The 14,123-nt window shown below is 67.9% G+C and carries 10 protein-coding genes and 1 riboswitch; of the genes, 4 read left to right on the top strand and 6 right to left on the bottom strand.

Annotated features, from left to right (window positions below):
- Positions 1 to 25 precede the first annotated feature (25 nt).
- From KT882_RS02305 to KT882_RS02295, 3 genes are read right to left on the bottom strand one after another with little or no spacing between them, the layout of a single operon-like run.
- Positions 26 to 346, bottom strand: a complete 321-nt coding sequence (locus KT882_RS02305; RefSeq protein ID WP_161070140.1) for a DUF2149 domain-containing protein — start codon at positions 344 to 346, stop codon at positions 26 to 28.
- Entirely contained in the window at positions 343 to 798 is a 456-nt protein-coding gene (locus tag KT882_RS02300; RefSeq protein WP_161070141.1) for a MotA/TolQ/ExbB proton channel family protein, read from the bottom strand. Before KT882_RS02300 ends, KT882_RS02305 begins: the two co-directional genes overlap by 4 nt.
- Positions 795 to 5,168 (bottom strand): cobaltochelatase subunit CobN, encoded by a 4,374-nt coding sequence (locus KT882_RS02295; RefSeq protein WP_228894247.1) that lies wholly within the window; start codon positions 5,166 to 5,168, stop codon positions 795 to 797. The genes KT882_RS02300 and KT882_RS02295 overlap by 4 nt, the downstream gene beginning before the upstream one ends.
- A 67-nt stretch (positions 5,169 to 5,235) precedes the next feature.
- A riboswitch (cobalamin riboswitch) is annotated at positions 5,236 to 5,453 on the bottom strand.
- A 213-nt stretch (positions 5,454 to 5,666) separates the two neighbouring features.
- Between KT882_RS02295 and KT882_RS02290 the strand changes: the two genes are divergently transcribed.
- Both KT882_RS02290 and KT882_RS02285 read left to right on the top strand, forming a co-directional pair.
- Positions 5,667 to 7,181, top strand: a complete 1,515-nt coding sequence (locus KT882_RS02290) for a hypothetical protein (protein WP_228894246.1) — start codon at positions 5,667 to 5,669, stop codon at positions 7,179 to 7,181.
- Entirely contained in the window at positions 7,153 to 7,560 is a 408-nt protein-coding gene (locus KT882_RS02285; RefSeq protein ID WP_228894245.1) for a DCC1-like thiol-disulfide oxidoreductase family protein, read from the top strand. The genes KT882_RS02290 and KT882_RS02285 overlap by 29 nt, the downstream gene beginning before the upstream one ends.
- Positions 7,561 to 7,569: 9 nt before the next feature.
- On the opposite strand, the gene KT882_RS02280 is transcribed toward KT882_RS02285, so the two are convergent.
- Together KT882_RS02280 and KT882_RS02275 are read right to left on the bottom strand one after the other, a co-directional pair.
- On the bottom strand, positions 7,570 to 8,727 hold the full coding sequence (locus tag KT882_RS02280) for an iron-containing alcohol dehydrogenase (protein ID WP_228894244.1): 1,158 nt from the start codon (positions 8,725 to 8,727) through the stop codon (positions 7,570 to 7,572).
- Positions 8,728 to 8,750: 23 nt separating this feature from the next.
- On the bottom strand, positions 8,751 to 9,560 hold the full coding sequence (locus KT882_RS02275; RefSeq protein ID WP_228894243.1) for a VOC family protein: 810 nt from the start codon (positions 9,558 to 9,560) through the stop codon (positions 8,751 to 8,753).
- A 125-nt stretch (positions 9,561 to 9,685) separates the two neighbouring features.
- Between KT882_RS02275 and KT882_RS02270 the strand changes: the two genes are divergently transcribed.
- Positions 9,686 to 9,961: a hypothetical protein gene (locus KT882_RS02270; RefSeq protein WP_228894242.1), complete on the top strand. Its 276-nt coding sequence runs from the start codon at positions 9,686 to 9,688 to the stop codon at positions 9,959 to 9,961.
- 87 nt (positions 9,962 to 10,048) lie between these two features.
- A complete protein-coding gene (locus tag KT882_RS02265) occupies positions 10,049 to 12,922 on the top strand; it encodes an ATP-binding protein (protein ID WP_228894241.1) in 2,874 nt (957 codons plus the stop codon).
- Here KT882_RS02265 and KT882_RS02260 read toward each other — a convergent pair.
- On the bottom strand, positions 12,919 to 13,911 hold the full coding sequence (locus tag KT882_RS02260; protein WP_161070147.1) for an alkene reductase: 993 nt from the start codon (positions 13,909 to 13,911) through the stop codon (positions 12,919 to 12,921). The two genes, KT882_RS02265 and KT882_RS02260, sit on opposite strands and share 4 nt — an antisense overlap.
- Between the last annotated feature and the right edge of the window lie 212 nt (positions 13,912 to 14,123).

The following is a 14,123-nucleotide window of genomic DNA, read 5'->3' as shown; positions in this document are numbered from 1 at the left end:
GACGATGGAGGCAGTCCAGCAGCGCTTATTTCGCTTTTGCAGGCTCGATCAGCACGAGCCGGCCGGTCTTGGGGTCGCGGAATACTTCGCCGACGCGGTCGTAGCCGCTGCCGTCCTGGGTAACGCCGGAGGCGGGGCGCTCGATCTGGCGGCCCTTTTCCACCGGCTTGGGCGCTTTCAGCGCGCCCTGCGTGCCGGCGATGGCGGCGATCAGGCCGCAGGCGAAGACCAGCATCACGTCGACCAAGTTGACCAGGCTGGCGCGCGGGTCTTCGTCGCCGTCGTCAAAGCGGGCGTCGAGGCGGGAGTAGAGGCGCAGACGCTGGCGCGCGGGCTGGGCGCTCACGCCGCTTGCTCCAGAGAGTGCTCCATGGCTTCCAGCGTTTCCTCGTACCAGCGGCGGCGCAGCTTGCCGATCACCAGGCCGCCGATGCCGGCGACGAGGCCGAGCACCGTGGCGTCGAAGGCCACCGTCACGGCGCTGGCGAGTTTGGCGGGGTCGCCCTGGCCTAGCGCGGCCAGGCCGGGTCCGAGCGGAATGATGGTGGCCATCAGGCCCAGCATGGGCGGGATGCGCGCCAGCAGGTCGGCGCGTTCCAGGCGGTGGCGGGCGATGGCCTGCACTTGCGCCAGGTTGCCGCTGGCGCCCAGCTTGGCCAGGCCGTGGAAGCGCTCGCCGACGGCAATACCCGCTTCCACCACCGCGATCGCACAGGCGATCAGCAGGGCGGCCAGGGCGGGCGCGAGCAGCCAGCGGACTGCGTCGTGCAGCCAGGCGAAGGACAGAATTTCGGTCATGGGGAACTCCTTACAGGTTGAGATACGTAACGGCCGCGCCACAGGCCCAGCGAGAACAAGGCCAGCACGGCGGCCAGCGCGCCAAGCAGCTTGGCGGCGCGCAGGGCGGGCGCTTCGGGCGGCTCGGCCTTCTGGTGCAATTCATAGGCGCGCGGGGCAGGCTGGGTGGGCTGCGCGGACGCCTCGGCGCCGGCGGCAGGTGCCGCCTGCGCTGTCTTTGCGGCTGCGGCGTCCGCAGGCGGCGCGGACAGCATGTCGCCGCGCGCCTTGGCCAGCGTGACGCCCAGCGCGCCCGCGTCGGCGCTTTCCAGCTGCGGCGCAAGCCACTCCCACATGGGATGGTTGGGCGCGGCGTGGCCGCTGCCAGGCAAGCCGTTCCTGGCCACCAGGCGCGCCAGCTCGCCGCCCATCTGCTTGATGGTGGCGGGGTCGGTTTTCCAGTAGCCCTTCTCCGCAGCCACCATGAAGATGGCCAGCATGTGCGCCTTCACATGCGCGTTGTGCTGCTGGCCGAGAAACTGCGGCAGGCCCAGTTTGTGCGCGTCGTCGAAGTAGACCGACTTCACCTCGTCCCAGGCCCAGTTCTTCACCAGGTCCGGCCGCGTAACCTGCCAGCCCCAGAGGTTCTCCAGGAACTCCTGGCCCATGGTGCGCGCACCGGCGTAGCCGTGGCCCATCAGCGGCTTGAGCCAGGCGGGGTTGAGGAAGCGGCCGCGCAGTTCGCCCAGCAGGGCGGACGCCAGCGGCTCCACGTCGGCGCGGCCGGGCTGCGCGTGCTGCAAGATCATCGCTTCCGGCACGCGGCCGGTGCGGCCTTCGATGGCCAGCGACAGGCCGCCCAGGTAGTCGAAGGCGTCGTTGTTGTCCAGCAGGCCGTACAGATTGCTGGCGCGGCCATGATAGGTGCGCGTGATGCCGTCCAGCGCCACGTCGAAGGCGGCGTGGTTGGCTTCGCCGCTCGCGTCCAGGCCGTAGGCATGGCCCATGCGGTTGCGGTAGGCGCGGCCGATTTCGTCGCGCTCGCGCCAGGCGCCCGAGCGCTCGGTCAGGCGGTTGACGCCGGTGCCGTAGGCGCCCGGCGCGTCGCCGAACACGCGCTGCGCGGCGGCGCGGCCCGCGTCCGCTGCCGGCATGCCGCCGGCGGCGAGCGCACGCTGGCGCACCAGCCATTCGCGCGCCACGCGGTTCTGCGCGGGGTCTTCGCTGCCCCAGGCCGCAGCGGGCACCGGTTCCAGCGCCGCCTGCAAGGCTTCTTTCAAGGCCGGGTCTTTCGCGGCCAGGCCGGCAGCCGATGCGGCCAGCGCCATGCGGCCGGCGCGGTCTATCAGGCGGATCAGGTTGGGATACAGGTCGCGGAACAGGCCGGAGGTGGTCACCAGCGCGTCGCGCCGAACCGCGCCCGGCTTGAGCCGCACGTCGGTGACGATGCCGCGCGCGTTCCACACCGGCTCCGCGCCCATCATGGCCAGCGCGAACGCCACCATCACGCCCTCGTCGCGCACCGCGTCGGAGGCCCACAGGATGATGCCTTCGCTGCCCTTATCCGTGCCGTTGCGCGCATTGGCCTTGTCCGCCATGCGCTCGCCCAGCTGGTAACCCAGGCGGGTGGGCAAAATGTCGCCGTCGACCGCGTGGAAATTGCGGCCGGTGGGCAGCGCTTCGGGCGAACGCAAAGGGTCGTTGCCCTTGCCGGGTTCGATGTAGTGGCCATCCAGCCCGGCCAGCAGCGCCAGCATTTCGCGGCGCGGCGAATCGGCCAGCTTCGCGGCGACGTCCGGGCCTTCGATGCCGCCCTTCTTCATCGAGTCGAGCATCAGGTCTATCGATTCCTGCTTCCACGGGCGGCCGAATATATGCAGGCCGTGCGGCATGAATTTTTCCTGCAGCTTGGTCAGGTAGTGGCCCACTTCGTGCGCCAGCAGGTCGTCATCGGCCGCGTCGAAACCGATGCCGCGCACTTCCAGAACGTCCGCCATCGACGCTTCCAATTCGGCCTTCAGGTTCAGCGCGTTGACGCGCTCGCGCATCAGCTTCGCGGCCTGCGCCTTGAGCGTTTCGGAACTGGCGGCTTCAAAGCTCTCCACCACCTGGCGCAGGGCCAGCAAGTCGTCATACAGCGGCGTGGCGGCCAGCGGCGGCGTCAAGTGGTCGACGATAACGGCCAGGCCACGGCGCTTGGCCTGCGTGCCTTCGCCCACGCCGTCCACGATGTAGGGATAGATGCCGGGCAGGTCGCCAGCGATCAGGCTGGGGTAGTCGTCGGAACTCAGGCCAACCGCTTTGCCGGGCAGGAATTCATAGGTGGAGTGGCGGCCGACGTGCACCAGCGCGTCCGCCTTGAAGCGGTCGCGCACCCAGTGGTAGAAGCCCAGGTACTGGTGCGGCGGCGTGATGCTGGTGTTCGCGTGCAGCAGTTCCTCGTCCACTTCCCATCCGCGTGGCGGCTGCGGGCCGATGAAGACATTGCCGAACACCAGGCCGGGCACCAGCAGCTTGCCGCTGTCGACCATGATTTTTCCGGGCGCAGCGCCCCAGCCTTTCAGGCCTTCGATGCCGTAGCCGGACAGGCGCTTGCTGAGCGGCGCCAGTGCGCCGCAGCCGCTCTTGCCTGCATTGCCGGCCTTGGCTGCCTTGGCTGCCTTGCCATCCTTGGCGCCAGCCAGCTCCAGGCAGGCGTGGTAGCCCTCCAGCAGTTCGGCCAGGCCTGCAATAGCCGCTTCGCGCTGCGGATGGTCCGCGCCTTCCACCAAATGCTGCAGTTCCTTGATAATGACCTCGGCCTGCTTGCGGCCCAGCGCGCGTTCGCCGTTCGCTTCGGCCTCCAGCACGTCGGCATGCAGGCGGCCCAGCAGGCCGCCGGTCATTTCGCCCTGCACGCGCGGCGGCAGCGTGGCGAACCAGCGGCCATAATCGGCCGCGCTCACGCTGTTCACGGTGCCGCTCAGTTCACGCAGGGCGGCGCGATCCTCCGGCAGGTTCACGCCGTGCGCCATGATCATGTCCAGCAGCGCCTGCGGCGATTCCGGCAGCGGGCCGGTGCTGTAGCCCGCCGCCTTCATCGCATTGAGCATGTCGAACAGCGAGGCCGGCACGTCCAGATTATCCGCGCCGATGTTCTGGCGGCCCGGCGGGTGGTTGTAATAGATCAGCGCCACGCGCTTGTCGCGGTTGGCCTTCACGCGCAGCGCCAGCCAGCGGCTCACGCGCGCGCCCAGGCGCCCGGCTTCGTCGGCCAGCACCACCGGCGGACGGTTTTCTATGCCGGTCTGCTTGTCGCGCTGCGGCTGGCCCAGGGCCGCCACCACGATGGGCTGGCCTATGCCCTGCAGCTCCGGCAGCGCCACGCGGTACTGCACCGAGTCCGGCGGCAGGCCGTCCGGCGACAAGCGCCATTGCACGGCGCTACGGTCGGACAGGCGGATGGCCTTGAAGACCGGCACATTGAGCCGCTTGAACGCTTCGGTGACCGCTTCTCGCCCTTCGGCCGCGCCCACCACAAAGTCCTGCAACACCACCAGCGCCGCCGGCTGGGCCGGTGCGACCAGCTCGGGCAGGCGCTCCAGCGCCTCGCGCGAGGCGCCGCCCCAGCGCGTGAGCACCTGCACGCAGGGCTGGCCGCGCTGTTCAATCTGCCGGCACACGGCGGCGGGAACCACGCTATCCATATTGGACAGGTCCAGCACCACCACGGTGGGCTGCGCCTTCAGGCCGAGCTGCGCAGCCTTGCCCCAGGCCTGCGCATCGGTCAGCTCGCGCTGGCCCACGCGCACGCGCAGCGTTGGTTCAGGCTGCGGGTCCGCAAGCTTCATGGCCGGATTGAGAAGATGCGCGAACAGCGCCGCCGTGTTGTCCACGCCGCCCGCCTGCCAAACCTGGCGCGCCGCCAGCCAGCGGCTCGCGGCGGGGTCGGCCTGCGCGGCTTTCAGGGCGGCGGGCGGCGGCGCTTCGGAGGACAGTTCGCGCAGCGTGTCCGGCGAAAAGGCCTGCAGGCTGGCACGCCCGTCGCGGCTCATCAGGCTCAGGCTCGCTTCGCCATTGAAGGCCAGCACGGCGGTCTGCGCGCGGAGGTTGCGCGGCAAGGCGTCCTTCAGGCGGCGCGCGGGGTCGCCGAACAAGGACACGGCCAGCACGCTGTCGGCCTGCTTGATCCAGAGGCCGGCGTCTCGTTCGCTGGCGGCCATCCACTGGGCCGGCGTGCGCAGCACGATGCGGTCGCCGGGATGGCTGGCCAGATGGCGGTGCGCGGCCTCGATGGCGGCCGGCGCGGCGCGCTCGGTGACGATGGCGAACAGATTGGCCGCAGGCGCGTGCGCACAAGCGCAGGCGCACAGCAGCGCTGCGGCTAGCCGCAGGAGTATGGAAGTGCCCAATTTGAACTTTAGCAGTGACTGCGCGCCAGGCGCGCAGGAAAACAGGAAAAACCACACCCCGGGTTTTGCACAATCTTCGTGACTGGCCGGTCTTCTGGCTGGCCTTCATCCTTCCCTGACCCTGCCTTCCCGTGCAATGCACAGTGGCGTTCGGTCAAAGTCGTCAGGCTTACAGCAGCGGGGGCTGCGCCGGACTGGCCCGCAATGAAAATCGCGCGCGTCACCGGCTTCCCGTTTCACCCTCCAGCCGACAAGCGGGAGGGCACCATTCACGTAATGCCGCGATTCTACCGTACCCGGCGTCTACATTGAACAAATTTGAGCAAGGTCATGAAACCCCTTCGTCGCGCTGGACGCGCGCGACCATGCGCATTATGGTTTTTGCACCGCATGGAAAAGGTAGGCCATGAAACCGTCCACTTGCAGCGCCATCGCCCCGCCCGGGGCGGAGATTGAACCGGCCGCAAACTGGCCCACCCTGCTGGCGGTGGCCGTGTTTTGGCCGTCCTGCTACAGGGCCACTGGCTGGCCCTGGGCCTGCTGCGCAGCTATCCTTCCGCCACGCTGCTGGCGCTCTTGGCCGTGCTGGCCTTCTGCATTGCGGCGTCCGGCATGACCTACGAAGCGGCGCCCCGGCCGCTGCGCACGCTCATGCGCGGCCTGGGCATTGCCTGCGGCCTTTACAGCATCCTGCTCTACCCTTCGGTCCCGGCGATTGCGCATGACTTCAATGGCTGGAGCCAGTTCATGCTGTCCGCCGCATGGCTAAGCGCGGGACTGGCGGCGCTGCTGGCCATGCAACGCCCGGCCTGGCTGCTGTACTGCGGCTTCTACGTCTACTGGATCAAGCATGCGGCGGGCTATATCACCGGCTTTCCCTACGAGACGCTGCTCGACGTCTATCCGCTGATACAGCTGCCGGCCTACCTGGCCGTATCGCTGCTTGCGCTGGAGCTGGTCAAGCGCGCATGGCCTGCGTGCCGCAAGCACCTGGCTGGCGCGGCGCCCTACTGGACCGTGCTGTTCATCGCCATCGCCATGCAGGCCGCGAACTATTTCTATTCCTCGCTGGCCAAGGGCAACCTGGATGGCGGTGTGCTGGACTGGGTGCTGAACAACGAAAACCGCAACATCTATCACATCGCGCTGCATAACAAGCAGCTGCTATGGGGCGACTGGACGGCGCTTACCGGTGCGGTGTCCAGCCTGCTGCAGCTGGTGGGGCGGCCGTTCGCGGTGGGCGTTTTCCTGATCCAGCTGTCGGCCATACTGGTGTTCTCCAACCGGCGCCTGCTGCTGCTGCAGTTCGCCTTGTTCGACCTGATGCATCTCGGGATTTTTGTCCTGGTCGGCGCGAATTTCTGGACCTGGTTCATGGTGAACCTGTCCATCATCGCTGCGGCGTCGCAGCTGCCGCGCAGCGCGTTCAACTGGCGCACGGGCGCCGCGGGCGCGCTCGCCATTGCGCTGTCGCCGCTGTTCGCGCATGTCGCCAGGCTGGGCTGGTATGACAGCCTGGCCGTCAACGAAGTGTATTTTGAAGTGATGCAGAAGGACGGCGGCACAGCGCGGGTGCCGTCGACCGCGTTCGGCTTTTATTCCTATCCGATAGCGCACATGAGCTTTGGCCTGCCGCCGGGGAACTACCTGCCCACGGCCACCAACGGCGGCACCTTGTCCTCCGCCGTGTTGCGCCAGTCCTACCGCTGCGATTTCAGCAGTTCGGCGCCCGCTGCAGGCGCGGCCTGGAACGGCGCGGCGCTGTCGGCCTTTATCCGGGGCTTTCACCGCCAGGTGCTCGGCAAGACGGGGCCGGACGGGCGCTGGTCGAACCAGCTCTACCCCCATCATTTCTGGAGCGCGCCGTCGGTGGAGCATGCATTTGCGGGCGTCGACATGCGCAGCGTGGACGCGTATCGGCTGGTGGTAGAGTCGGTATGTCTCGACCCGGACAGCGGCGCCCTGAAGCGAAAGGTCTATCACAATGAATATCGTATCGGCCTTGCAGGCTGAGTATCCCGGCGGCCTGGTGATTGTGTACGACGGCGAGTGCCCGTTCTGTGCCAGCTATGTGCAGGTGCTCAAGCTGCGCGAGTCCGCCGGTCCGGTGCACCTGGTCGATGCGCGCGCCCGGCCTGTACTCGCCGGCATGCTGCGGGAAAGCGGCTATGACCTGAACCAGGGCATGGCCGCGCTGTACGGAGGACGCATCTACTACGGCGCCGAGTGCGTGCATATGCTTGCGCTGCTGAGCACCGAGTCCGGCGCGTTCAACCGCATCAACAGCGCCGTGTTCCGCTCGCGCGCCCTGTCCCGCGTGCTGTACCCGGTGCTGCGCTGCGGACGCAACTTCACGCTCAGGCTGATGGGACGCAAGAAGCTGCCGGAATAGACCTCTTTGCTACAGGCCCGCTTCGAGTATGCGGCGGCTCGTCTCCAGCGTCACGTCCTGGCGTTCGCCCAGGGCCGTCATGCCATGCGCTTCCAGCTGGCTTATCACCGTTTCGATATGGTGGGCGCCGATATCGTGATCGCGCAGCCGCGTCGGCACGCCCAGGCTTTCAAAGAAGGCGCGGGTGCGGGCTATGGCCTCATCGATGCGCTGATCCTCGCTGCCTTCGGTGATGCGCCACACGCGCTCGGCGTACTGCAGCAGCTTGGCGCGCTTGGCTTCTCGGCGCACCTGCATATTGGCAGGCAGCACGATGGCCAGCGTGCGCGCATGGTCGACGCCGTGCAGCGCGGTCAGCTCGTGGCCTATCATGTGCGTGGACCAGTCCTCCGGCACACCAGCCGCGATCAGGCCGTTGAGGGCCATCGTGGCCGCCCACATCAGGTTGGCGCGCGCGTCGTAGTTGGAGGGCTCCGCCAGCACCTGCGGGCCGATCTCGACCAGGGTTTGCAGCAGCCCTTCGGCAAAGCGGTCCTGCACGCGGGCGTCGGCCGGATAGGTCATGTACTGTTCCATGACGTGGGTGAAGGCGTCCACCACGCCATTCGCCACCTGTGTCAGCGGCAGGCTGAAGGTTTTGGTTGGGTCGAGCACCGAGAAGCGCGGGAACACGTGGGGGCTGGAAAACACCAGCTTGGCCTTGGTCGACTTTTTGGACACGACGGAACCGCTGTTCATCTCAGAGCCCGTGGCCGGCAGGGTCAGCACCGCGCCGAAGGCCATGGCGCGGCGCACCGTGGCGCCGTGCGTTTCCATGATCTCCCACGGATCGCCCTGGTAACCCACTGCCGCCGCCACGAACTTGGTGCCGTCGATGACGGAACCGCCGCCCACGGCCAGCAGGAAGTCCAGGCCTTCCAGGCGTATCTGTTCTACGGCGCGCATCAGCGTTCCGTAGCTGGGATTGGGTTCGATGCCGCCGAACTCGCGCACGTCGCGCTGGCCAAGGGCGGCCCGCACTTCAGCCAGCGTGCCGTTGCGGCGCGCGCTCTCGCCGCCGTAAAGTATCAGCACGCGCGCAGTGGCGGGCACCAGTTCGTCGAGGCGGCTGATGGTGTTCGCACCGAACACGATGCGGGTGGGGTTATGCAGATCAAAATTGTTCATGTCGCTGTTCTCAATTTAAAAATTTACTGTGCGGCGGCCAGCATGCGGCGGCGCGCTTCGATGGCTTCGCCGAAGACGCGCTTGGCCTGGCCGCGCACCTGCACGAATTCCAGCTGCTCGCCTTCCGGGCCCTTCGCATAGATCAGCGTCCAGCCGTCGGACTTGCCGCTGGTGATGCGGTTGGTCATGGTGTTGAGCGGCGCCTTCAGGCGTTCCTGATCGCTGCGCGAGGAGATGATGCGATTGGCGCGCACATTGCTCATGCCGCGCTTGGCCGATTCGGCCTCCAGGTCGCGCACGAACTCGTTGAAATCGACGTCCTCGCGGATGTAGAAGCAGATGTGCATGGAACGAGGATAGGCCGGACTGGTATTCTCGGTGGGCGGCGCGAAGCTGGCGCCGCTGCCTTGCGGCTGGCTGCTGTCGCGGTACTGCAGCAGCTCGATCACCACGTTGTCGAACTGGATAAAGCGCACGTCCAGGCGCTGCGCGCCGCTGCGCAGGTCGGGTATACCGACGGTGTGCGGATTCACCTGGCGCTGGGCTGCGTCCAGCTCCTCGGTCAGCAGCAGCGTGTTGTGGATCAGGTCACCCTGGAAGTCGCCGTCGCGCATGATCTCGGTGCCGCCCAGTACTTCGGTGTAAAACGCGAAGGCGCGGTCCATGTTTTGCACGGTCACGCCGAAATGCTGCACGCCCTGCAGCCGGGCGCCGAGCGCGCTGCGGCTTGCCGAGACGGGCGCCGCCTCCACTGCGGCTGGAACGAAGGCCGTCACGGCGGCCGCGCCGGCGGCGAGCATCAGTTCGCGGCGGCCTGGATTATCGATAGACATGGTGTAGCTCTCCAAAATTGAATTGAACGCGTCCACTTTAGCGAGCAGGCATATGGCGCACCAGTTAAGACCGGTAAATTTTGGTAAAGCGGCGCCGCGCCGCCACAACCACGCAGGGTGAACCGGTGCAGCAGGCAAAGGCCGGCGTGCCGGCCGTTTTCACCAACCTGTCCGACAACGGCATCGACGTGCTGACCAAGCGCGGCGAGCTGCGTCCGCTGGTGCGCGATGCCCGCTTCCTGTGGCCGGACAACGTCCATTTCGGCCAGGACTCGTGGCTCTACGTCGCCATCAACCAGCTGCACCGCAATCCCATCTTCACCAATGCGGCCGACCAGGGCAAGCCGCCCTACCTCATTGCGCGCGTGTGGACCGGCACGCGCGGCCAGCCCGGACGCTAAACATCGCCCGGCGCTTGGAAGCGCGGTCCGGTCTGTGAGATCATGGCGGGGCACGCCAGGATTTCCCACTCACCAGCGCCGGACCCCATGACGACCAGCGACCAGCCCAGCTCCAGCGCGGAGCGCGAGTACAGCTTCGCGCCGTTCCGTTTTATCCCGGGACAGCAGTTGCTGCTGCACGGCGACACCCCTGTGCGGCTGGGCAACCGCGCGCTGGATATTCTGGCCGAGCTGGTGGAGCGCCCCGGAGAGCTGGTGAGCAAGCGGGAGCTGATGGCGCGCGCCTGGCCCACCAGCGTGGTCGAAGAAAGCAACCTCAAAGTGCACGTGGCGGCCCTGCGCCGCGCATTGTGCGACGACGGGCGGGAGCACCGCTACGTCGCCACCGTGAGCGGACGCGGCTACCGCTTCGTCGCGCCGGTCACGTCGCAAGCGCGTGCGGCGGCACCGCCTGCCGCCCTCCCCTTTCCGCTTCCGCCGGCAGCCGGCGAGCCGCCGCGCCGGCTGCCGTCACCGGCCGGCGTTCTTGCCGGGCGCAGCGAAACCATCGCCGCCCTGCTGCGCATCATGGAGCAGCGCCGCTGCGTCAACATCGTCGGGCCGGGCGGCATAGGCAAGTCCACGGTGGCCCTGCCGGTGGCCGAAAGCTGCGCGGCCCAGGCCGGCCTGGAACTATGTTTCGTGGACCTGAGCCCCATTTCGGACGCACAGTTTCTGGCGGGCGCAGTGGCGGCCGCCATCGGCGTCACCATCCAGACCGGGGACGCCGCGCAGCCGCTGCTGGCCGCCCTGCGCGGGCGCCCGCTGCTGCTGGTGCTCGACAGCTGCGAGCACCTGATCGATGCGGCGGCCGCACTGGCGGAACGGCTGATCCAGGGCGCGCCCGAGCTGCGCATCCTGGCCACCAGCCGCGAACCGCTGCGCATCGCCGGCGAGTATGTCTACCGCCTGATGCCGCTGGCCTATCCCGCCGCCGGCAGCACCCTGACCGCCGCCTCGGCGCTCGCCTTTTCCGCCATCCAGCTGTTCGCCCTGCGCGCCGCCGACTGCCAGGACGGCTATCAGCTCAGCGACGCCGACGCGCAGCCCGTGGCGGAAATCTGCCGCCGGCTGGAAGGCATTCCGCTCGCCATCGAGCTGGCCGCCACGCGCATGGACGCCCTCGGCGCGGCCGGGCTGGCGGCCCGCCTGGGCGACCGCTTCCAGCTGCTCAAGCGCGGCCGCCGCAGCATGCTGGAACGCCACCGCACACTGGAAGCGGCCCTGGACTGGAGCTACGAACTGCTGTCCGCACGCCAGCAGGCGCTGCTGCGCGCGCTGTCCGTCTTTGCCGGCGGCTTCACGCTGGACGACGCCACCGGCTTGTGCCAGGACGCGCAGTTCGACGCTGCCACCATCGTCGACGGCGTGGCCAACCTGGTGGACAAGTCGCTGCTGTCGGCCGACACCTCCCAGCCCTGCGTCCACTACCGCCTGCTCGACACCACCAAGGCCTACGCCCAGGAAAAGCTCGACCAGTGCGGCGAAACCGGCTACAAGCGGCGGCGCCATCTCGAATACCACCGCGCGCTGCTGGAACGCGCCTCGGTTGAATGGGACACCATACCCGGCGCGGACTGGCTGGCCAGGTACGGCCGCTGCCTGGACGACGTGCGCGCCGCGCTGGCCTGGGCTTTTGCACCCGGCGGCGACGCCGCGCTGGGCACCTGTTTGACCGTATCGGCCATACCAATGTGGATGCAGCTCTCGCTGCTGGAGGAAGGCCGGCGCTGCGCCGAGCGCGCGCTGGCCGGCGCCGGTGGCACGCTGCCCGAGGCCTGCGCCGAAATGAAGCTGCGCGCCGCGTGGGCAGCAGCCACGCTGTACGCCAACGGCCCGATACCAGCGACCGAGGCTGCCTGGACGCGCGTCCTGGCGCTGGCCGACGGGCTGGAAAACAAGGAATACCAGTTGATGGCGCTGTGGGGCATGGCGGTATGCCGCAGCTATGCCGGCGAGCCGCAGGCCGTGCAGGTGCTGCATGAACGCTTCCGCGCCGTTGCGCCGGACGCAGGCGCCGCACCGGTCAGCATGGAAAGGCTGCTCGGCACCGCACTGTACTACGCGGGCGACCAGGCGGGCGCCAGGCGCCATCTGCAATGCATGCTGGACCACTACGCGCCGCCGGTGCGCGGCTCGCGCCTGGCGCGCTTCCAGCTCAACCAGCGCGCAGCGGCGCTCGGCACGCTGGCCTGCGTGCTATGGCTGCAAGGCTACCCCGAACAGGCGGTGGACGCCGCGCAGGCCGCCCTGCAGGAAGCGCGCGCCTCCGGCCACGCACAGTCCATGATGTACACCATCAGCAACGCGGCCTTCCCGCTCATGCTGATGACCGGCGACCACGCGGCCGCCGAGGCGCATCTGGCCGAACTGTCCTGCTATATGAAAACGCACGCGCTCACGCAATGGGAGACCCTGTGGCGCTGCATGCAGGCCACCTTGCAAGTGGCGCGCGGTGTCGCCGCCGCTCTGCCGGTGCTGCAGCAAACCGTGATGGAGTTGCAGGAAGCGGGCTACCGCATGCATTTGATCAGCCATCTCGGCACGCTGGCCGAGGCGCTGGGGACGCAGGACCAACGCGCCGCCGGCCTGGCGCTGGCAAACGGCGCGCTGGCGGCGTGCGAGGCCGGGGAAGACCGCTGGTATCACGCGGAACTGCTGCGGATTAAAGGCGCACTGCTGGAACCGGCCGATGCCGGCGCGGCCGAACAGCTGTACCGGCAGGCGCTGGCCCTCTCCGCCGAACAAGGAGCGCTGTCCTGGCAACTGCGTGCGGCCGCCAGCCTGGCCCGGCTGAAGATGCGCCACGGAGCGCAGCAAGAGGGCCGGCAGCTGCTGGAAGACGTGCTGCGCCAGTTCAGCGAAGGCCACGGCACGGCCGACTTGCTGGCCGCGCGCGCCTTGCTGGACCAGGCGCCTTAGCCCAGCGCCGGGTAGTCGGTGTAGCCGCCGGCGCCGCCGCCGTAGAAGGTGTTGCGGTCCGCTTCGGCCAGCGGCACATTGCGGCGCAGGCGCTCCACCAGGTCCGGATTGGAGATGAAGGGACGGCCGAAGGCCACCATGTCCGCATGCCCCGAATCCACCGCTTCGATGGCCATCTGACGATCATAGCTGTTGTTGGCGATGTACTTGCCGCCGAAGGCCACATGCAGGCGCTTGAAGTCGAACTCGCCGGCGGCGTTGTCGCCGCGCGTCTGGCCTTCCACGCAATGCAGATAGGCCAGACCCAGCTTGCCCAGCTGTTCAGCCAGGTAGAAATAGGTGCCTTCCGGATCGCTGTCCAGCGGCGTGTCGCCCACGGCGCGGGTGATCGGCGACAGGCGCACGCCGACGCGGTCCGCACCCCACACACCGGCCACCGCCGTCACCACGTCGATAGGGAAACGGGTGCGGTTTTGCACCGATCCGCCGTATTCGTCGGAGCGCTGGTTGGTGCTGTCGCGGATGAACTGGTCCAGCAGATAGCAATTGGCCGCGTGCACTTCCACGCCGTCAAAGCCCGCGTCCTTGGCGCACTGCGCGGCGTGGCGGTAGTCCTCGACGATGCGGGCGATTTCCGCCGTCTCCAGCGCGCGCGGCATGGACGGACGGTCGAAGCCTTCGCTCTCCAGGAACACCTGCTCGTTGGCCTGGATGGCGGAAGGCGCCACCGGCGCGGCGCCGCCGGCCTGCAGGCTCACATGCGACATGCGGCCCACGTGCCACAGCTGGCAGACGATCTTGCCGCCGGCTTCATGCACCGCGTCGGTGATGCGGCGCCAGGCCGCCACCTGCGTTTGCGTGTAAATACCGGGCGTGAAAGCATAGCCGCGCCCTTCGCGCGTGATGTTGGTGGCTTCGCTGATAATCAGGCCGGCGCTGGCGCCGATGGCGGTGGGGGAGAACAGTTTTGCCTGGATGATGGTGGTCATGGTCTTTACGCTTTTGCTGTAGCAGTTGATCGGATACCGTGAAAACAGCTTAGCACCGGCACCGGCCGCAACAGGGTTAAGCCTGGTAAAGCCTGGTAGCGTCCGCAGCGCGCCGGGATTTACCAAAATTTACCGCCGGCGAACCGTGACAGAATTTCTGTAAGGAATCCTCTAGCCGTTTGACCAAGCAAGATCTCCCTCACAGGCACGGC

The organism is Pseudoduganella aquatica, from assembly GCF_020865585.1.
Taxonomy (GTDB): Bacteria; Pseudomonadota; Gammaproteobacteria; order Burkholderiales; family Burkholderiaceae_D; genus Rugamonas; species Rugamonas aquatica_A.
This window is presented reverse-complemented; position numbering and strand designations above follow the sequence as displayed.

Coding starts and splice junctions, on each gene's coding strand:
- KT882_RS02260 (WP_161070147.1), bottom strand. CDS start 13,911: ATGACCACCATCATCCAGGCAAAACTGTTCTCCCCCACCGCCATCGGC.
- KT882_RS02300 (WP_161070141.1), bottom strand. CDS start 798: ATGACCGAAATTCTGTCCTTCGCCTGGCTGCACGACGCAGTCCGCTGG.
- KT882_RS02265 (WP_228894241.1), top strand. CDS start 10,049: ATGACGACCAGCGACCAGCCCAGCTCCAGCGCGGAGCGCGAGTACAGC.
- KT882_RS02275 (WP_228894243.1), bottom strand. CDS start 9,560: ATGTCTATCGATAATCCAGGCCGCCGCGAACTGATGCTCGCCGCCGGC.
- KT882_RS02285 (WP_228894245.1), top strand. CDS start 7,153: ATGAATATCGTATCGGCCTTGCAGGCTGAGTATCCCGGCGGCCTGGTG.
- KT882_RS02280 (WP_228894244.1), bottom strand. CDS start 8,727: ATGAACAATTTTGATCTGCATAACCCCACCCGCATCGTGTTCGGTGCG.